A 19,290-nucleotide genomic window follows, 5' to 3' on the forward strand; every position below is an offset into this window, starting at 1 on the left:
AAAGTGCTTGCATTTTCTAAAACCATATGATATAGTAGACACATGAAAAGGAAGTGCCTGTCCGATTCATACGAAGTATCGTGTGAATTGTACAGGCTTTTTTTATCGCAAATTCAGAAGGAAGGAGAAAACATCATGACTGCCATTATTGGAACAACAAATGTGATAAACGGAACAAATTGGCGCGGCTTTACAGGCGCAGCGTTTCATTTTACATGCGGAAATTTCGCCAATATCGGGGCGGCGCAGCGTTTTCTTTCTTGTGATACAGGATTATCGGATCATTCCGGGCATTCTTCGGGACCAGGCACCTCGTAGAATACGGCTTAATCGGATATCATGGCAAAAGCCATCTGTTTTGCGGAAAGATTCTAATTCGCTGACAGGTGGCTTTTCTTTTGCCCTAAATATGGAAAGTTGGTGGACTTGGTGGACACACGCGGTTGAAGCCCGCGAGAAGTTAGTTCGATCCTAACACTTTCCATTGATCGATCAGTGGTGCAATGGCAGCATAAGAGTCTCCAAAACTCCTGATGCGGGTTCGATTCCTGCCTGATCTGTTTATAACGGTTACTCGAATGTAGCTTAGTTGGTCAGAGCGTCCGCCTGATATATGGAAGACCGGCGGTCTGGCTCCACCCATTCGAATGTATTCTTGGATAGCTCAGCAGGTAGAGCAATCGGCTGTTAACCGATCGGTCGCAGGTTCGAACCCTGTTCCAAGAGTTTTTCCTGGATAGCTCAGTTGGTAGAGCGCGCGGCTGTTAACCGCGGTGTCATGGGTTCGAGCCCCATTCTGGGAGTTTGGTACAATTTTGGAAAGGCACTTCCTTTTTGTATCTGTACCGGGAATAGTTACCGGATCCGGACGATGCAGCAGCATAATCCGGAATACGCGCGTATGGTGTAATGGTGAGCATTTTTGCCTTCCAAGCAGAAGGAGTGGGATCGTGACCCACTACGCGCTCTAAAGGGCCTAAATAGTTTCCTTGTTGTAAAATCGTTATGAATTAGAATTTGCCGGTGTGGCGCAGCGGGTAGCGCGGCTGACTTGTAATCAGCAGGTTGTGGGTTCGAGCCCCTCCGCCGGCTTTTGGGGTCATAGCTCAGTTGGGAGAGCGTCTGCCTTGCAAGCAGAAGGCCGCGGGTTCAATTCCCGCTGATTCCACTCGAATGTAGCTCAGCTGGTCAGAGCATCCGCCTGATACGCGGAAGGTCGGTGGTCCGATTCCACCCATTCGAATGTATTCTTGGATAGCTCAGTAGGAAGAGCAATCGGCTGTTAACCGATTGGTCACAGGTTCGAGCCCTGTTCCAAGAGCTTCGGACATTTAGCTCAGTTGGTCAGAGCATCCGGCTCATAACCGGACGGTCCCGGGTTCGAGTCCCTGAATGTCCATCGCAGGAGAGTGGAACGGAATACCATACCAGACTCATTCTCTGGTGATAGCGGGTTCAACTCCCGCCCCCGCAAGTTTGCCCGTCGGTCCTCCGGCGGGCTTTTGCTTTTCTCTGAAATAAAAATTAAACTGCCCCCGCCACCTCAGCTGTGACCCTGCTCACAATCTGTTCGATCAGGTATTTCGTGATGTCGGACTGCATGTGGGCATCATTTGCATAACCAAGGATCTCATCCGTCAGAAAGTCCGGATTGACACTCTGCATATATGCCTGGATCATGGCCTTTCGCTCTTCGTACTCAAATGGAAGGAATTCTTCCTGACGCTGGAACCGTCTTAACAACGCCGGATCCAGACGGTCGCGGCGGTTCGTGGCAGCGATGACTACCTGTCCGTCAACCAGGCTGTCCAAGGACTGCATCAGTGCGATCGTTGTTCTTCCGAGTTCTCCATCCGCGCCATGGTCATGCCCCCTGGCGAGTCCGATACAGTCGATTTCATCGAGCATCAGCACGCATTTCTCCCCTTTGCAGTAGTCGAATACCTGGTTTAGGTTCTTGGCCGTTTTTCCGAGATAGGAATCGATCAGGCAGGAAAAATTAAGGTAGGCATATGGCAGCCCAAGCTTAAAGGCAACGTACCTGGCAAATTCTGTTTTTCCGGTTCCGGGGACTCCATATAACAGTGTACTATTAGTGTATGGGATGCCATACGCCAACATTTTGGTCGTCACATCGACACCCATCTTGATCTTGCCGTACAGAGCCCGCTGTTGGGCACCGAGATAGTACCTGGACTCGTTAAAATCGGACACGTCTTGCATCAATATAAGCCCTTTCAAGTTTGCCGGCAACTCAAACAAGGTTGTTGTTCCGTTTTCCAATAATTTTTTATAATATCCGGTTTTCCCGGCGTTCTTTTTGGTTGTATCATTCACGCAGCAGGCGATTGCGGCCTGTTTTGCGTCCTGGATGCGGTTTTCCGCCAGAGCGCGGATGCATGAAAGCATAAGATGATCCATTCCCATGTCCATTGTCCTTTCTATTGATCTCAAAACGGTTTTCATACCTACACAGTATGTATCTGCAAATCATGCCAATAAGATGCTTTATCCTGCTGGCTCCTTCGAGATGTTATCATGACAACAGTATGTCGCAGTTACGAGACTCATTTTTGCGGATAACACTTTTTGGTCGTCAAAATACAAATCCAAGATTCCAAAAACCCTTTTGGCTGTGTCCGCTTCCATTTTTCAGCAGTCTGCAGATACATACTGAAGATGTCATAAACATCATAAGATATGGAGAAGAAAGGAGAAAAAATATGCAGAAAATTATGAGAAACAGCGGATTTTGCAACGCGCAAAGCATTTTATTACCAAAAAGTGTTATCCGCAAAAAACGAGCTACAAATTTTGAAACATTTTGTATGTGAACATAAACTAAGACGAACGAAGGAGAAAAGATATGACGATTAAAGAAGTATTGGATGAATTCGCAAAGTTTGCGCAATACGATCCGGAGCAGACACGCTTCAATCTGGCATCCGCCAATTATGTGTTTCACGGAGCCGGCAAGGATATCGAGACGCTGCTTTCCGGCTATGACCCGTCCGGAGCTTTATCCGCGATGCGGGCGAGGGATGCAGTCATGGAGGTTGCGCAGAATACGAGCATTCCCCTGTATGGATGGCTGACGAACCCAGATGTTACACGGGAGATGCAGGAATATGCGACCATGTGGCAGCAGTTAAACGACCCGGAAGTCCTGGAGCAGGAGGATCATTACTTAAACAGCATGAATGAAACGCTGAAAAACTCCATGGGCATCGCCATGATCGGCGACAGGAACATGGAAGAGGAGCGTAAACACTTTTTAAAATCCACGATGCAGGTCATCCATGATCTCAAAAAGATGAGGATTGACTGCTATCAGAATAGCGGAATGCCGGTTGGCGAAGTGAAGAAGTTCCATACCAGGATTCTGGTCTTTGAGCGTATGTCAGACTGCATCCTCCATATTTCTAATGAACCGGATGCGATCTATCTGTGCTATATATCCAACCATCAGAGCGCAGGAGGATATTTCGCATTTCTGTTAAAGAACAATGGAAACCTGGTAGCGTTCCATGACCGCGTGGATGAGGTGTATATCGGACAGCACGGCAATTTACGGAACGGACGCTGGACGGACAGGCACATGGATCAACTGTTTCCCTATGATTATATTTTCCATTATGAAAATTACGACTACAAAGGATATGCGGGTACCTATGTCATCGACCAGGAAAAACTGGATTTCATTAAACTCGGTGTGGAAGTATATCAGCCACTCCTGGTAGCAATGATCATCCTGAAAAATAAGTACGAGGGATTGCATTTTGAAGCAGAACCGCTATTTTTGAATACGCTTATGGAACAGAACTTTTATCTGGAACATAAAGGCATGGCGGAAACGGAACTGGCCGTGATTGAGAAAAATGAAATTGTCATCAGGAACCGTCAGTATACCTGCACCCTGGAGACAGATAAGATCATGACGGATGAGGCTATAACCGGGAATTTGGATGCAACACGCACGAAGTGCCATGGGTAGCGCTGTATGGCGCCGGATTTAACCCGGATCTTTCAACTGCACTGGCCTCATGCAGCCGTACGCAGGAAGATGCTTACGCGGAGGAATTCATCGGGATCCAATACCGGATGGATAAGCAGGTATACTATGAAATCCGCAAACAGCTGGCTGAATATATCAAGCAGCAGATGCAAAAAGAGCTGCAGGAGTTTGGTGCCAGCCATGCCTGGGAGTATTGGAATAAAAAAGCGAAAAACAAAAAAGACCGATTCATCGATCTGATCTGCGAAAAAACATATCAGAGCTCGCATCCGGAGATAGATTGGGGCGAGGATATGATCTGTTTCGATGCCATTAAGCAGGAAGACTGGGGGTACCGCAGACAGGAACGCATTTATAACCAGAATCTTAAGTACCATTACGGCCGGCATTCATATGATATCCTGGATGACTGCAATGGCGCCAAATGTTCCGTTTTCTACCAGTTAGATCCACGTGACTGGCGTACCATGGAAGCATTCCTTGAGGAGCCGTTGCCTAAGATCTTCCAGGGATTTGGAGCAAGAAACTACAACGGGAATACGCTTTTGGATGCAGTTGACATGGTTGGCGAGCTGGAGTGTCCTCTTACCGGGCACTTTAATGGGTACAGTTTATGTATCGGGTTTTCAAAATCCGGATGGAAGAAAACGTATTACGACTGGCTGACTGCACATGGATATGGGGCGGAAATTGAGCGTCTGGAAACAGAAAGGAAAGAAACACTCAAAAAGAAAAAAATGGCCGAACAGGAAAAGGATATGCTCCCGGCAAAACCGTATCAGCCAAGTAATCAGTACGAACAGTATACCAATGCAGCGGAGCTGATTCGGGCGGAGCGGGAACTGCACCAGGTTTTCCCGGGAACTAAACTTGGCGTATTTGGGCAAGATCCGGATGCGGATTCGGTAACCGGAAAGCGTCACGTTATTTATACGGAAATCACCCTGCCGGTAAAAGGGAATAAGGACAAATTCAAACAGATGGAAGATCTTGGCTGGCGTGCGTTGTATATCAGCGTGCGGGAAGGCTGTCGGATGCAGCGCTTCCGCTATGACTTTATCTAACCAAACTGCAAAGGCTCATTCTGGAAACAGGGTGGGCCTTTTTTATGCGAAAAATGTAGCGCGTCCAACCAAGCCGTCTCCATACTGATAACGTAACAAATAATCATCATAAGAAATGAGAGGAGAAACAAAATGAGCAAAAGCACTACACGTTTGGTACGGGAATGCCCGGAGGACTTTATCGGACAGATCATTGATATTTTTGAGGATGATCTGACAAATGCAGCTTCTGACAAAGATGATGGTTCGTCTGTCCATATTACAGGCAACCGCTATGACCATCTTTCAGATGCCCTGAGAGAAACGCTGAAAAAATGGAATGTTTTGCCTGAGTCTGAAACACTGGCAGATACCAATGCAGACATGCTGATCGACGCACTGCAGAACGTGGATGACGATGAGGTTGCAGAATCGGTTGCCCCGTACATCAACTGCCCAAGTTCGGATGATTGCGGCTATCAGGGTGGCAGCGATCACTCACCGTGTATTACCTGCAAGATGAAATGGTTGAGAAGTACACAGGAATAAGGCAAAAACGACGAATAACAGTAAGGAGAAAAAGATATGACATTGTATAACATCGGAACATTTGAGACAAAAACAGACAGCGAAATGCGGGAACTTATTTCGATCATCAATCAGGTTGGGTTAGGAACCATGACATGCGATGAGAAAAATATATGCAAGACAGACTGTGGATATTCCCTGGAGGTTTCCGAATGCGAAGGCGATCTCGATCCCGCTTTAAGGGAGATTATCAAAGCATGCAAATCGGCCGGGTTGGAGATGAGTTTTTATATCACGCACTTTGAGGACGAAGAGGGCGGGTACATTTATCAAAACGGCGTATACGAAATCTTAGGGCGCGAAGATCTTTGTCTGCGGACAGTCAGCGACCGAGCACTTCTTGCGGAAATCCGAAGACGCGGATTGACGCAGGAGAATCTGTGACGCAGTGTATCCAACGACCTTATTTTCATCGGTAACGCGATAAACCGATACTCAAGAAATGGAGAAAATCAAAAATGAAAGAAAAAGATGCAAAGAGATGCTATAAGACGCGGCTGGCAGGACGCTCACCGAAAGGCACAGGAGTTGCCTCGAAAAAAATGTTTTTTACTGCATTACTTTGCGGTACCGCTTTTTGCGCACTGACAGCGTGTGATTTTTCCTATGCGGGCACTGCTGATACCAGCAGCACTGTGGTTGGGCGCGAAAATCCATTCCGGGAACTGACATGTGTACAAAATGGCATCACAAAAAAGATTGTTTACGATTATACGGACCCGGAAACAGGCGTGCATTATCTGATTTATTCAGAAGATCAGTACAATGCGGGAATGGGCGGTATCACGCCAAGGCTGAACCCGGATGGCAGTACTATGGTCGAAAAAACGGAAAAAGGAGAATAGAGTGGTGAGCGGCGAAGATATTCTGGAGTGGCGTAAGTTGCCGAAAGATTTCTATGTCCCAGGTGAGCAGATCAAACTGGTGCATTAACCCGGAATATACCCCGAATTTTACAACTAAAAATCTATGGAGTCATGCAATACGCGTGGCTCCATTTTTATGGACTTACGCGCAAGAGACGAAACGCATACTGATAGCGTAGTTATCAATCATAAGACGTAGTAGTTAAGGAGGAAGAAACGATGAGTAAATTTTTATGCAATGGAGTGATTGAATTCCCCGCCGACAAAATGGATATTGTGGCATCCGTCTTGCGAAAGCACGGGTTGGAAGATCCGAATTTCAAGGAAGAATGCCGCACGAAAGGGGAGAAGGCAACCTACTTTTTAAAGGAGTCATATGGTATGTTATTTGATAAAGACACCTTTAAGAAAGCATTTCTGGAGCTCTTAGACCAGGGTATCTACATGGTTGTCAATATCCTGTATTCCGCAGCAAACGGCACTGGGAAAGAATATGGGCTCAGAACAAGGAATGGAAAAATCTATGATCTCACTCCGGACGAGGTCACAATCTGGAACGCCGACACAGAGGATCTCATAAAAGAACTGGAAGAACGCGGGGCGCTCAGCAATGTTAAGCCTGTGCAGCCGAATGACGAGCCGGAGTTTATCGGGCGGCTGGTCGATATTATGGAGGATTTTCTGTACAAAAAGGGCGTGATGATCGATAATCCTGAAAGAGACGAGGATGGTGACGAAGATGCTGCGATTATTTACGGCAGCGACTATGATGCGCTTGCAGATGAATTCCGACATGTAATGAGGGCGTATCATTTTCTTAGCGATGGAGAATAACAAAGTTCTGACTGATTTACGGAGGTATAAGACGTGAAAAAACAAATGGAGCCAACTTTGAAAACGGATATCACAGAGAACGATTTGGTCAAAAAACTGATGGAATTTGATGTGACGCAAATTATTCCTACAGGTGATAACCAGAAGGATCCCATGCGCACAAAGCTGCAATTCTGTGTGTATGGCACTTATCGTTGGGAGAAAATGGAACATAACAGTGATACCTATGTTGCCGCTTTCCCGTATCCGGTATTTGAGCATCTGCGTGTGACCCAGGTATCAGAAGAAAAAGAGGTTCTGTACGAGCCGCAGGGAACCCGGCCATCCGACGTACCTAAGATCTTTAAGGCGATCGCTACCAGAGCCCTGGCAACGGAAATCATGGGAACTGTGGCTGAGATGTTTCAAATGCTGTTTTTGGATGAAGGGTTGCGCAAATTTGTAGATCATTTCCGGTCGGAGGAGAATCATGTCTTATCCATATCAGGACTCCCGGTTTATAAATACATCGTATCAGGAAATTTAAGAGAATGTTTGGAGCTGAGCATGGTTACTGATGCATTTATTTATTATTCGCAATACGGAATGTTTGACGCGTTGGGAACCATGGATCATCGTTTGGTCTCTGATAATGAATTTGCGGATAATTGTTATCTGGACTCCGTGGAAAATATCAGAAACGGAACCGAAAAACTCTTATGGGGAAAAATTCCAGAACAGAATGATGCTGAAAGCGTGAAGGCAGAGGAACTGTACTCAGAAGACCCGGAACAGGAAGAACCTGCTTTGGAATTCCGGTAATGACTGGTAAGCGTTCTGCAGCCATGCAAAGAGAAATCTGTGGCACTGAACCGTTCGGAAGCGAAAAAAGCAAAGGAGAACGAGCATGAATGTACTGGAACATTTTATCAAGGAAATCCATTCCGTCCGTGACATCACGGAAGAATTTAAGCAGCATAGCGGATATGAGCCGACAGAACCGTTGCTTCAAGTGGATCTGACCTATGACTGCTACGGGATTATCACAAGGGAAACGAAAACATTTTGGAAGAGCGACTTTGAACGGGCAAAAAAAGAAGGTTACTTCATGGCCTGATCGTCGCATCGTCCATACCAGAACTCCGGTCTTCTGACCGGAGTTTTTTTCGGCTCGGAGCTGGCACGCAATAGAAATACGTTTCCCCACACTTCCGGATGCGGATTATTTCCATACTGATATTGCCAATAAGAAAAGAAAAGGAGATAATGATCATGAAAAGAAAAAAGAGAAATGTGCGACCCTTAGCAATTTGCCGCGTTAGGGATGTATGGAGGGGTGAAAGATGTTAATCTTACCGATCAAAAAACAATGGTTCGACATGATCCTGACGGGCGAAAAGCGTGAGGAGTACCGGGAGATCAAGCCGTATTACACGCAAAGATTTAGCAAAGTGTTCCATATGGTGGACGGTATCCCTGTGGGCCAGCATGAAGAACAGGTGCGTTTCGCGAACGGATATGGGTGGAAGGTACCGGCATTCATCGCGGACTGCTGCCTGGAAAAACGGGGAGGCCGCGCAGAATGGGGTGCTGAACCAGGGAAAGAGTATTATGTACTGGTGGTTAAAAAGATCCGCTGGAAGAGCATGGATGGTCTTGGCGGGTATCTCGCTTCTGAAAATAGAAGGGTGTTCCCCGGGAACACCCTTACAAAAGGTCACCTGTAAGTATCAGTTCGCAGTTGCCATGCCGGCATTACAGCGAATTGCAGGTGTTAAGAAAGGAGTTATTATGGAAAAGAAAGAAATGAAAAAGAGGATCAGATCCGGGTATGTGGATATGTATGAGAGCCAGACGACCGACGAAGACATCCAAAAGGGATTTCAGCTCATCGAGAAAGAAGAGAGCGTCATCGGTAAGATCATGGAAGAGATGGCCTCTGACGGAGATGATGAGTCCGACAAACTGTTAAATCTGTATCTGGAATCTACGCCGAAAGAACGCGCTCTTCTGGATTGCGCCCTGATCGCACTTTGCGGCTGGTCTTTACATACCATTATTGACATGATGACGAAATCGGAAGATGAAGGAAATGTACCAAAGGAGGGTGTGCATCATGCGAACAAAGGAATTTCGGATTGAAAAAAGAAAAGTGAAAATCAAAGCAAGACAGAAGCTGGCCATACAGATAGCCCATCACGGCAATATCGCGTCGCCGCAAAACAAGCATCGCGAGAAGGTGGATGCCGCAGTTTCCGGAGTGAAGCCTGGACTGTTTGCCAAACATGATTATGGCGTTGTGACTTATGGAAAACCAGTTAAGACGAAAACGCGCAAACGGAAAGCGTCGTATCGTCATTCCGGAGGATACGGAGCGGCAAAATGCTATTCAGCGCACGATCAGCGTGAACTGGATCGGCATTCCGGCGAAATGGAGGAAATGGAACATGATTTATAAGGAAGACAATGGACAGATCGTTGTGCGGTTAAACTGCCAGGAGGAAATTTCCGATGTGATCAATGCATTGGATCTGTACTCCAGGATTTGGATCGGGCAACTTTTAGAGATCGATGATCAGATGATCTGGCTGAAAGAGAAATTGTACGAGACGGATTCAGCTGCCAAGATGACTCCGTTTTTCGTAAACATCAGGAATCGCATCTTACCAGGATCATTAAAGGATATCGGGAACACGTTACATAGTTCATACGGGATCTTTTCCAAAAAGATCGACCGGCGTGCGAGGATTGCGTATGATATGCAGCAGGTGATCCGATATACGTCTGCGTGGTATTTTCACCCGGATGGTGGCCATAGTATTGATTTCGGTACGCCGATGCAGGCAGAGGAAACGGTGAAAATGCCTGTGGCCAATTGCATTGCGCATGAGCATGAGACCGGGATGGAGATCCATCTCACCTGCTTATCGCAACTGGAAGTATTTAAGGAGGCAATCGCCGTTCTGGGATGCCTGTATGGAGGTAAGATCTGCGATTTGTTTGCATATTATACGAAAGATGCGGATGCACTGACCGTTGCTCGGCATATAGAGCAGTATTACTCAGGGCTCAAGGATAAGGACGAATTACCGAAAATATCAGACAGCTTGATCGCTGAAGCATGATAAGTGTTAGGCCCTTCTCAGATTTTTGAGAGGGGTCTTTTTATGCCCTTTTTGACCAAAAAGTGTTATCCGCAAAAATATCTTTCGAAAATAAGTTACATATTGATGGCGTAGCGATTTCTGAACGAAGGATCGGGAACGGCGAAGTGCCAGAAAAAGAAACCACCCTGTGAATTGATCGCTTGCCTGCTCTACGAGGGTTCTTCAGAACAGGGTGCAACTCAGAAAGAAAAAATACGAAGGAGGGATTTTTATGTTTTACGCTCACACATCAGCGCATGGGCTGGAACCTTTGGAAGACCATTTGCGTTTTACGGAACGCTTAGCGATGAGATACGGAGAAACATTCCAAAGCGCCGGATTATGTGCTTTAATTGCTCGTCTGCATGATCTTGGAAAGCGGACTGAGAAATTCCAAAATGTTTTAGCGGGAAAAGAGAATCATATCGATCACGCGATCGTCGGCGCGTGGTATCTAAATGATGAATATTTTAATTGTGCCCAACACTACACCGATGATGCATGGATCCATGCCCTATGTTGCGCCGCGATTCGCGGGCATCACTCTGAATTATGCGGGCGGCTTATATCACCATCTTTGGACGATTTATGTCTGCCAGATGACGATGAATATGACATCCCATTGAATTCTAACGGGAAACGCTCTGCACTGCGCGATGAATCCGAATATGATGAAGTGGCAGCATACGCACAAACGCAGAAATTGCTCTCTCATTTGTCTGACGGAGATTATCTTACGATCGATCGTACCAACCCGGAAGCCAGAATGCTCTATGCCAGAATGGTGTTTTCCTGTCTTGTGGATGCAGATTACACCGCAACCGCCTCTTTTAACAGTCAGCATGAGCCTGACGCAGAACGGGTTATCTGCCCTGATGAAATGTTGACAAAACTACATCAATATAGAAATTCCATCATCCGCGCTGCTGCAGACTCCGGCAAGGCAGATCTTCCAATCAATCAATTGCGAAATGAAATTTATCGCGATGCTTTTATTCGTGGAAACGGGCCTGTTGGATTTTACACGATGACTGCTCCAACCGGTACAGCAAAGACTTTGGCCCTTATGGAATTTGCCCTGCAGCAGGCAAAAAGAAACCATTTCGATCGAATCATTGTGGTATTGCCGTACCTTTCGATTATTTCACAGAATGCAGAAGAATATCGGAAGGCCTTTGGAGCTGATACGGTCTTGGAGGATGACAGTAATACCGAATTCCCGGAAGAAGTGAAATTATATGCAGATCGTTGGGATGCCCCTGTGATTGTTACAACCAGTGTGAAGTTTTTTGAAACGCTTGGCGGCAATATGGCGGTACCGTTACGCAAATTGCATCATCTTGCCAATGCCTGCGTTGTTTTTGATGAATGTCAGACGTTACCGCATCAGCTAACCACCTGTACCATTAAAATGCTACAGGCACTGCCGGAATATTTTCATACAACCGTTTTGTTTTCCACAGCTACCCTGCCTGTATATTCCTACAGACGTACCTTGGAGCATTTTCAACCGGTAGAAATTATTGAAAACGTAAAAGGTACATACCAAAAATACGATCAGTTGAAAGATACGACGGTAATCGCTCTTGACAGTCCGATGACATATGAGTCCATATGGGAAAAATTCATTGGCGTAGATCAAGCGTTAATTGTATTCAATACGGTGAATGCGGCATTGGAGATGTATCATTACATACAGGACAGTTTAGGATCCGGCTCCGTATTTTATTTATCCTCCGATTTATGCGCAGAACATAAACAAGAGATTATTCGATTGGTCAAAAGAAAATTAAAAAATCAAGAACAATGTTTCCTGGTTAGTACGCAATGCATTGAGGCCGGTGTCGACCTCGATTTTCCAAGCGGCGCCAGGGAATACGCACCTCTGTCTTCTGTTATACAGACAGCCGGACGTATCAACCGTAACGGAGAACATCCGGGTACTTTTTATGTTTTCGGCCTCGGAGAGCGGAATGAACGGAGATATCCGGACATCACTTATCAGAATGAGTCCCAAGTCACTGAATTTTTAGCGAGTGAATATGGAGGGTTAAGTTTAAACGATTTGTCTTTGATGGATGCGTATTATAAACGTGTTTATTACGGAGACCGAGAAGCAGGACAGGACTCTCTGGAACTTCAAAAAGCATGTAAATATGCGGATGTCCAAGCCTTTTCGGAACAATATCATATTATCGATGACAAGAATCAGATCATTGTTATCGTCCCATACGAGCAGCTCAGCACCGAATTTGATCATCTGTCTGCTGAACTGCAGGAGCAGGATTATTGCATTTCGAAAGTGCAGATGAGATCCAGCAAAAAGATTCAAGTATCACGTTATGCCAGCAGGAAGAATATGGAATTTCTGCGCCGCCATTGTCATGCACTCTTTATGCGTACTTCAAAGTATGGGGAACGAATTCCCTTGAACTGGATGATTGCGGACATGGATAATATTTACAATCCTCAAACAGGATTACAACGCGAAGAGTCAAAAGATTCGTTCGTATTTTAGTGTTTCCCTAAGTTTCCGTCTTGCGAGCTTTGTTTTTATCTGTTTTTTGACCAAAAAGTGTTATCCGCAAAAAATGCGTTCCATTTTTATCATACATACTGAAAGGGATGATACAAAGCAGTTCGGCGATAGTATTCTTCGGAAACGCTCTGGAGAGTTCGGTGCCGGCGATCATTTCAGCTTTACAAAAATATCTGGTATCGGCGCACAAATATTTGTCAAATCGCGGCCTTTGCGATCGCGTGAATTGAAATAGCAACGGGAAGGGGTCTGGAGGAAGGTCTGGGTATCGCGGCCCTTGCGGTCGCGTGAATTGAAAATAATACTGCTCTATATGCCGGGCAACGGTCAATGTAATCGCGGCCCGTGGGGTCGTGTGAATTAAAATTGGATTAAGATACAGGCATTTATGGCAGAAAAATGACCAAAAAGTGTTATCCGCAAAAATGCGGTTGATCTTTATAAGACATACTGAGAATATCAAATTATGGAAGGAGTGAGTTCAGTGCCGAAAGAAGTTGTGGTGGATGTGTTCGGAAACTTTGCCTGTTTCACAAAACCGTACGCGAAAGTAGAACGCGTATCATATGATGTGCCGACTCCGTCAGCATGTCGCGGAATTCTGGAAGCAATTTACTGTAAACCTGTTGAATTTTATTACCAAATCAAGAGAATCGAGGTAATGAAACCAGTTCGTTATTTCAGCATGAAACGCAATGAAGTATATCAAAAGTCGGCAGACGCGAATCCGATTGTGGTGGACGAAAAGCGGACTCAGAGAAATACCGTGTATCTGAGGGATGTTTATTACCGTATTCATGCGGACATCGTAAAGTTTCCAACATGTGACTCAAGAGTAACGGAAGCATCTTTACAGGCGCAGTTTAACCGGCGTATCAATAATGGGAAATGTTTCCATCAGCCGTTCTTTGGAATGAAAGAGTGCATGGCTTTTTTTAGTCCGCCGGATGAAAACGTGCATCCAATCAAAGAAAGCCGGAATTTGGGCATCATGCTGTATGATAATTTCGACATTCGTACGATCGTACCATTAAATACGAAAACGCACGAGGGAAAAATCTGCAGAACTTTTTTTGATGCGGTGATGCAGAATGGTACGATCGTTGTACCGGAATATGACAGTGGGGAGGTGTGGAAGATCGATGTACAGAGCGTTGTATGATTTCGCTAAGAGCCGCGGTTTAACCGTAGCCGGCAATTACGGATCCAGAACAATTGCTGCTTATATAGAGCTTGATGAATCCGGGAAATTCTGTGGCGTGAGTGTCCGCTCAAAAGAGCAGCGCAAACAAAAAATCGTCTGCCCGCAGACACCAAAAACAAATGCCATGTCACCAATTGCCGAAAAAATCAGATATATATTCCCAGCAGATGCTTCTCAGGATGCAAAAAAACATGCCGAATGGATGCAGTTGATGGAGCAGGGCAGCGATACATCGGGGACGCTCCGCATTATCTATCAATTTGTACAGTCGCTGGCTGATACAGACGCGCAGAAAACATTGTTTGAGCAATTCGATGCTGCGAAATTATTACCGCAGGATTTTGTTTCATTTCGAATTGCCGGCAGAAATGCAGAAGCGGAAACTGACTGGAGAAAATGGTTTGATGAATACTCGGATGGGTTGCGCAAGGTAAATCAGAAAGATGGAGGACAGATCATTTCCTGCATTTCCGGAAAACCCGTAGTTCCGATTGCAACGTCATTTCCGATGATAAAGGCTCCACAGACCGGAACCGGAGTGCCTGTCTTTTCCTGCAATCATAAATATAAGAGCGGTAACGCATGCGCTTTTCGTTCATATGGTGAAGACGCACCGACCGCCTGCCCAATGTCACAGGAAGAAGTGGATACGATTCGCACAGGATTGGAGTATTTGCTGCAGTCTCCAGACAACTGGAACCGCACATTCGGATTGGTGTTTTGGTATGACGATCCTGATGCTGAGAATTTGATCGAGAAAGTATTAAACGCAGAGAACGACGAAGATTATCAGTTGTTGATGACGGAAATAGAAGATCATAATGTAACGCTGCAGTCAAAAGATCAAATGTATCAGTCTGGCCTGAATGCGCTGATGGACGGCAGTGGGGTCCGTACCGGACGTATACATGCCTGTTATCATATGATGGGAGTACGGTTCCCAGCTCAGGGACGTTTTTATCTGACAAATTATACCAAAGATACGTATGCTCATTTAAAAGAAAATATAAAAAGATGGTATCACGATACTGCGTTACTGAATCCGTATACCGGCAATGATAGCAGTATTGTTAATTTGTGGTCCGCATTGTTCGGGCTGTTGGATCATCCGGATGCGAAGGACAAACAGAAAGAATTTCAGGTTGAATATGGTATGGATTCAGATCAATTTTTAAAAGCTGTGTTGTCTGGTGGTCCATTATCATTTCATATGCTGATGAAGGCTTCTGCACATATTGAAAAAGAGATATTGGATAAGAAAAAGGAAGACTGGCCGCTTCCAAGGTGCTTGTATTTACAGATTATTAAAGCATATTTTATCAGAAAAGGAGACGATGAGATGGGATGTATCAATTATTCTGGACCGCATAAGGTTGCTCATGAATGCGGGCGTTTATTGGCTTGCATGGATGCCCTGCAGAATGCGGCAATGTATCAGTCTGGTGGAGTCAGCGGAACGGTGGCGAAAAAGTATTATAAGGCTTTCAAACGCTTCCCCGGAAGAATGATCAGTGCTGTTACTGAAAATCAGGAGGTGTATCTGTCTAAAATTCGCGCTGTCAATATTAGAGATAAATACGCCTGATGCTTGGAGATATCGCGGCGAAACTTGGTGGGGATGTGCCGGCCCAGTTTACCATGGAAGACCAGGCAGCGTTTGATATGGGCTATTTCCTGCAGCGCGCTGAATTCATCCGCGAAAGACAGGATGCAGCGCAGAAGAAAAAAGAAAAAGAAGAAAGAGTAAAAGAGGAGGAATAACAAATGGTACACGCTAATTTTGAGGGAGCAACTAATGTAATTAAAAACACATACACAGTGACATGCATTCTTGAAGCGGTTATGACAAATCCGAACGGGGATCCTGATATGGGCAATACTCCAAGACAGGATATCGAGACTGGCATTGGCGTGATTACGGATGTAGCTTTGAAGCGTCGCATCCGCGATTATGTAGAGGCGGCTTACGGAGAAGAGTCAGGAATGGAAATCTTAATGCACAATGGCGTCAGCGTGAATAAGGAAATCGCTAAGGCGGTACTGGAAGTGAACGGAATGCAGAAATTTTCCGAGAAATTCACGAATCCGAAAGTCCGGGAATCTGCGGATTTCATTAACCAGAAATTCTGGGATGCCAGAACTTTTGGGGCAGTGCTGGCAACTGGTAGAAATGGAGGACAGGTTAACGGACCTGTGCAGTTTGGCATGGCGATGTCAGTGGATCCAATTCATATTGAAGATATGACAATCACCAGAATGTGCTATGCGGATGGTAAAGACTTTACGACTATTGAAGAATACGAAAAAGAAGAAGCAGAACGTCCACAGGATAAAAAGCGCACTATGGGTAACAAAAAAGTGATTTCATATGGTTTGTATATAGTCCAGGCAACGATCAGCCCCTCTCTGGCAGCTAAAACTGGTTTTACGGAGCGTGATCTGCAGATTTTATTTGAAGCGATGTTACAGATGTACGATTTTAACAATACAGCATCTAAGCAGGGAATGCGCATGGCTTCGCCGCTGATCATTTTTAAACATGTCGGTACACATCCGGAAAATCCAGATGAGGCAGCTAAAGAGGCGTTACTTGGATGCGCACCAGCGCATCGCCTGTACAATATGCTCCATGTGACCAAAAAAGGCACTGTAGAGTTTCCAAGAAGCTTTGATGATTACGAAATCGCATTAAAGGTTTCGGAAATTGAAAAGGCAGCAGCAAGCGGTGTTCAGATTGGTTTTAAGGACTTGCCGTTTGCAGATGTTGTGTGGGAGCAGAAAAATCCGGACGAATTTGCAAACATTGCAAAAGAAAACAATATTCAGTTGGTATAGCATCAAGGTAATCCCTTGCGATCATATTTTAGCTGTATTGATTTATACTAATTGCATAAATATAGCTGTGATATTTTGTAAAATATTATCCCGTGTAAATAGTGCATTAACTGCGTATCCATGCTTTTTTATACGGGATATATGAGAACCGTAATAGATTTATCGCAATAATTTGTTGAATATTGCGATCGCGGCCCGTATGGGTCGCGTGAATTGAAATGCCATGGATGCCGCCGCCCAGGAACATTTTGACGATCGCGGCCCGTATGGGTCGCGTGAATTGAAATGTCCCAGGTCTATGTCTGTGTGGCGGTCGCCGAATCGCGGCCCGTATGGGTCGCGTGAATTGAAATGCCATACATCAAGTTATACCTTAAAGACCTTATGTAATCGCGGCCCGTATGGGTCGCGTGAATTGAAATTCCACCATGGAGACGACTCCGCCCTCGTATTCATATCGCGGCCCGTATGGGTCGCGTGAATTGAAATTCTGGAAAGTTATCTTTCCACGCATATACAACACCATCGCGGCCCGTATGGGTCGCGTGAATTGAAATGGGATAACTCCTCCAATGTACTCAACATATCCGGAATCGCGGCCCGTATGGGTCGCGTGAATTGAAATTATCCGCTTCGCGTTGCACTGTCAAGTGTATGTATATCGCGGCCCGTATGGGTCGCGTGAATTGAAATTAGAAAGGAGCTCAACACATGGTTAACGAAGGAATCGCGGCCCGTATGGGTCGCGTGAATTGAAATTATGCAGGTGTGCGATGAGTGGAAAGATGGTGCCCCATCGCGGCCCGTATGGGTCGCGTGAATTGAAATATCCACGCTGGTTCTAAGGAGTGAAGCTATTCAATCGCGGCCCGTATGGGTCGCGTGAATTGAAATTTACTCTCTCTGTATTCGTCCATAATTTACTCTATCGCGGCCCGTATGGGTCGCGTGAATTGAAATGGGCTCGGCAAAGCACAACGACCGAACATTCGATCGCGGCCCGTATGGGTCGCGTGAATTGAAATCATTTTCCCACGAAAGTCCCGGTATGCAGTTCTCTATCGCGGCCCGTATGGGTCGCGTGAATTGAAATTGTCGCGTGAGCTCTGCCGCCTGCTCCTGTGCCCATCGCGGCCCGTATGGGTCGCGTGAATTGAAATTTCCAGATCTTACGCGACTACAACTGGGACCCTCATCGCGGCCCGTATGGGTCGCGTGAATTGAAATTGAATATGCCACACTGAAAACTGTGATGTTTAACTATCGCGGCCCGTATGGGTCGCGTGAATTGAAATCCGCTACAGAAGCTTTCGTGCTCCCGTCTGAACCGATCGCGGCCCGTATGGGTCGCGTGAATTGAAATTACCAGGGAGTGCCAGGAGACTGCCGTTTTGTCATCGCGGCCCGTATGGGTCGCGTGAATTGAAATCTTTAAGTGGCAGGGGAGACCCCTGCACCCTTATATCGCGGCCCGTATGGGTCGCGTGAATTGAAATTCTCCCGGTCATCATGTTGTTATACATCTGGTCATCGCGGCCCGTATGGGTCGCGTGAATTGAAATTTAAGTTCATGATATTTGCTTTTAGTAAGCCAGGATCGCGGCCCGTATGGGTCGCGTGAATTGAAATTTTCCTGAAAACTGATATTCGGTAACAGTTTTTTGATCGCGGCCCGTATGGGTCGCGTGAATTGAAATGGGAGCCGGACGGCGAGCAGACAGCAGTGACAATCGCGGCCCGTATGGGTCGCGTGAATTGAAATGTTTATACTCACGTCTCACGGCATCCTCAACAAATATCGCGGCCCGTATGGGTCGCGTGAATTGAAATCTCGCTCATGGTTTCCGGGAGTCCCTCGAAGTGAATCGCGGCCCGTATGGGTCGCGTGAATTGAAATACAAAATCATTCGAGACGAATGAAAAGCGAAAAGCATCGCGGCCCGTATGGGTCGCGTGAATTGAAATACTTGCTGTCCTGTCATATGCGTGTAATCGTCATAATCGCGGCCCGTATGGGTCGCGTGAATTGAAATTTTCTGCATCACGTTCCGCGTGTTGTGCCACTTTATCGCGGCCCGTATGGGTCGCGTGAATTGAAATGTCCGCAGCGGCAGAGAGGAGAGTAGTGAGATGGCATCGCGGCCCGTATGGGTCGCGTGAATTGAAATTCGGTAACGATTCAGAAATGGACGACCGCGGGGATCGCGGCCCGTATGGGTCGCGTGAATTGAAATACAGACA

At 46.0% G+C, this 19,290-nt stretch carries 19 protein-coding genes, 12 tRNA genes and 1 CRISPR repeat array; of the genes, 30 read left to right on the plus strand and 1 reads right to left on the minus strand.

What is annotated here, in order from left to right:
* Positions 1-135: 135 nt before the first annotated feature.
* The 13 genes from DW085_RS17390 to DW085_RS19320 all read left to right on the plus strand — a co-directional run bounded on the left by DW085_RS17390 (position 136) and on the right by DW085_RS19320 (position 1,474).
* Entirely contained in the window at positions 136-318 is a 183-nt protein-coding gene (locus DW085_RS17390; RefSeq protein WP_118494076.1) for a hypothetical protein, read from the plus strand.
* A gap of 93 nt (positions 319-411) precedes the next feature.
* Positions 412-484, plus strand: a tRNA-Phe gene (locus tag DW085_RS19315).
* Positions 485-489: 5 nt separating this feature from the next.
* Positions 490-560 (plus strand) — tRNA-Trp (locus tag DW085_RS17395).
* A gap of 14 nt (positions 561-574) precedes the next feature.
* Positions 575-648, plus strand: a tRNA-Ile gene (locus DW085_RS17400).
* A 5-nt stretch (positions 649-653) separates the two neighbouring features.
* Positions 654-726 (plus strand) — tRNA-Asn (locus tag DW085_RS17405).
* 4 nt (positions 727-730) lie between these two features.
* A tRNA-Asn gene (locus DW085_RS17410) sits at positions 731-803 on the plus strand.
* Between the two features lie 92 nt (positions 804-895).
* Positions 896-967 (plus strand) — tRNA-Gly (locus tag DW085_RS17415).
* Between the two features lie 52 nt (positions 968-1,019).
* Positions 1,020-1,092 (plus strand) — tRNA-Thr (locus DW085_RS17420).
* 3 nt (positions 1,093-1,095) lie between these two features.
* Positions 1,096-1,168: transfer RNA gene (locus tag DW085_RS17425), tRNA-Ala, on the plus strand.
* Position 1,169: 1 nt separating this feature from the next.
* Positions 1,170-1,243, plus strand: a tRNA-Ile gene (locus DW085_RS17430).
* 5 nt (positions 1,244-1,248) lie between these two features.
* Positions 1,249-1,321 (plus strand) — tRNA-Asn (locus tag DW085_RS17435).
* Positions 1,322-1,325: 4 nt separating this feature from the next.
* A tRNA-Ile gene (locus tag DW085_RS17440) sits at positions 1,326-1,399 on the plus strand.
* Between the two features lies 1 nt (position 1,400).
* Positions 1,401-1,474 (plus strand) — tRNA-Ile (locus DW085_RS19320).
* A 50-nt stretch (positions 1,475-1,524) separates the two neighbouring features.
* On the opposite strand, the gene DW085_RS17445 is transcribed toward DW085_RS19320, so the two are convergent.
* On the minus strand, positions 1,525-2,427 hold the full coding sequence (locus DW085_RS17445) for an ATP-binding protein (protein WP_118494079.1): 903 nt from the start codon (positions 2,425-2,427) through the stop codon (positions 1,525-1,527).
* A gap of 439 nt (positions 2,428-2,866) precedes the next feature.
* Between DW085_RS17445 and DW085_RS17450 the strand changes: the two genes are divergently transcribed.
* The 17 genes from DW085_RS17450 to cas7c all read left to right on the plus strand — a co-directional run bounded on the left by DW085_RS17450 (position 2,867) and on the right by cas7c (position 17,049).
* A complete protein-coding gene (locus tag DW085_RS17450) occupies positions 2,867-3,994 on the plus strand; it encodes a hypothetical protein (RefSeq protein WP_118494081.1) in 1,128 nt (375 codons plus the stop codon).
* The gene (locus tag DW085_RS17455) at positions 3,982-5,079 is read left to right on the plus strand and encodes a hypothetical protein (RefSeq protein ID WP_118494084.1); all 1,098 of its coding nucleotides are present in this window, start codon (positions 3,982-3,984) and stop codon (positions 5,077-5,079) included. Before DW085_RS17450 ends, DW085_RS17455 begins: the two co-directional genes overlap by 13 nt.
* Before the next feature lie 132 nt (positions 5,080-5,211).
* Positions 5,212-5,607, plus strand: a complete 396-nt coding sequence (locus tag DW085_RS17460) for a hypothetical protein (protein WP_118494087.1) — start codon at positions 5,212-5,214, stop codon at positions 5,605-5,607.
* A gap of 36 nt (positions 5,608-5,643) precedes the next feature.
* Positions 5,644-6,030 (plus strand): hypothetical protein, encoded by a 387-nt coding sequence (locus DW085_RS17465; protein ID WP_118494090.1) that lies wholly within the window; start codon positions 5,644-5,646, stop codon positions 6,028-6,030.
* A 74-nt stretch (positions 6,031-6,104) separates the two neighbouring features.
* Positions 6,105-6,491, plus strand: coding sequence for a DUF6440 family protein (locus tag DW085_RS17470; protein ID WP_118494093.1), 387 nt, complete (start codon positions 6,105-6,107; stop codon positions 6,489-6,491).
* 240 nt (positions 6,492-6,731) lie between these two features.
* Positions 6,732-7,346 carry a hypothetical protein gene (locus tag DW085_RS17475; RefSeq protein WP_118494096.1) on the plus strand — a complete coding sequence of 205 codons (615 nt, stop codon included), beginning with the start codon at positions 6,732-6,734 and terminating at the stop codon, positions 7,344-7,346.
* 33 nt (positions 7,347-7,379) lie between these two features.
* Positions 7,380-8,147, plus strand: a complete 768-nt coding sequence (locus DW085_RS17480) for a hypothetical protein (RefSeq protein WP_118494099.1) — start codon at positions 7,380-7,382, stop codon at positions 8,145-8,147.
* A gap of 85 nt (positions 8,148-8,232) precedes the next feature.
* Complete coding sequence (locus DW085_RS17485) at positions 8,233-8,442, plus strand: hypothetical protein (RefSeq protein ID WP_118494102.1); 210 nt, start codon at positions 8,233-8,235, stop codon at positions 8,440-8,442.
* 226 nt (positions 8,443-8,668) lie between these two features.
* Entirely contained in the window at positions 8,669-9,052 is a 384-nt protein-coding gene (locus DW085_RS17490; protein ID WP_182430936.1) for an ASCH domain-containing protein, read from the plus strand.
* 64 nt (positions 9,053-9,116) lie between these two features.
* On the plus strand, positions 9,117-9,467 hold the full coding sequence (locus DW085_RS17495; protein WP_118494105.1) for a hypothetical protein: 351 nt from the start codon (positions 9,117-9,119) through the stop codon (positions 9,465-9,467).
* Entirely contained in the window at positions 9,442-9,783 is a 342-nt protein-coding gene (locus DW085_RS17500; protein ID WP_118494108.1) for a hypothetical protein, read from the plus strand. The genes DW085_RS17495 and DW085_RS17500 overlap by 26 nt, the downstream gene beginning before the upstream one ends.
* Positions 9,773-10,450 (plus strand): hypothetical protein, encoded by a 678-nt coding sequence (locus DW085_RS17505; protein WP_118494111.1) that lies wholly within the window; start codon positions 9,773-9,775, stop codon positions 10,448-10,450. Before DW085_RS17500 ends, DW085_RS17505 begins: the two co-directional genes overlap by 11 nt.
* Before the next feature lie 253 nt (positions 10,451-10,703).
* Positions 10,704-12,989, plus strand: coding sequence for a CRISPR-associated helicase Cas3' (gene cas3, locus DW085_RS17510; protein WP_118494114.1), 2,286 nt, complete (start codon positions 10,704-10,706; stop codon positions 12,987-12,989).
* A gap of 505 nt (positions 12,990-13,494) precedes the next feature.
* Entirely contained in the window at positions 13,495-14,172 is a 678-nt protein-coding gene (cas5c, locus tag DW085_RS17515) for a type I-C CRISPR-associated protein Cas5c (RefSeq protein ID WP_182430937.1), read from the plus strand.
* Positions 14,165-15,799 carry a type I-C CRISPR-associated protein Cas8c/Csd1 gene (locus DW085_RS17520; RefSeq protein WP_182430938.1) on the plus strand — a complete coding sequence of 545 codons (1,635 nt, stop codon included), beginning with the start codon at positions 14,165-14,167 and terminating at the stop codon, positions 15,797-15,799. Before cas5c ends, DW085_RS17520 begins: the two co-directional genes overlap by 8 nt.
* Positions 15,799-15,975, plus strand: a complete 177-nt coding sequence (locus DW085_RS19325; RefSeq protein WP_182430939.1) for a hypothetical protein — start codon at positions 15,799-15,801, stop codon at positions 15,973-15,975. Before DW085_RS17520 ends, DW085_RS19325 begins: the two co-directional genes overlap by 1 nt.
* A 3-nt stretch (positions 15,976-15,978) precedes the next feature.
* Positions 15,979-17,049: a type I-C CRISPR-associated protein Cas7/Csd2 gene (gene cas7c, locus DW085_RS17525; RefSeq protein WP_118494123.1), complete on the plus strand. Its 1,071-nt coding sequence runs from the start codon at positions 15,979-15,981 to the stop codon at positions 17,047-17,049.
* Between the two features lie 187 nt (positions 17,050-17,236).
* Positions 17,237-19,283: direct repeats of the CRISPR family, unit length 33 nt; unit sequence ATCGCGGCCCGTATGGGTCGCGTGAATTGAAAT.
* The last annotated feature ends 7 nt before the right edge of the window (positions 19,284-19,290 follow it).

This window comes from Clostridium sp. AF50-3, assembly GCF_003477445.1.
GTDB classification, from domain to species: Bacteria; Bacillota; Clostridia; order Lachnospirales; family Lachnospiraceae; genus Otoolea; species Otoolea fessa.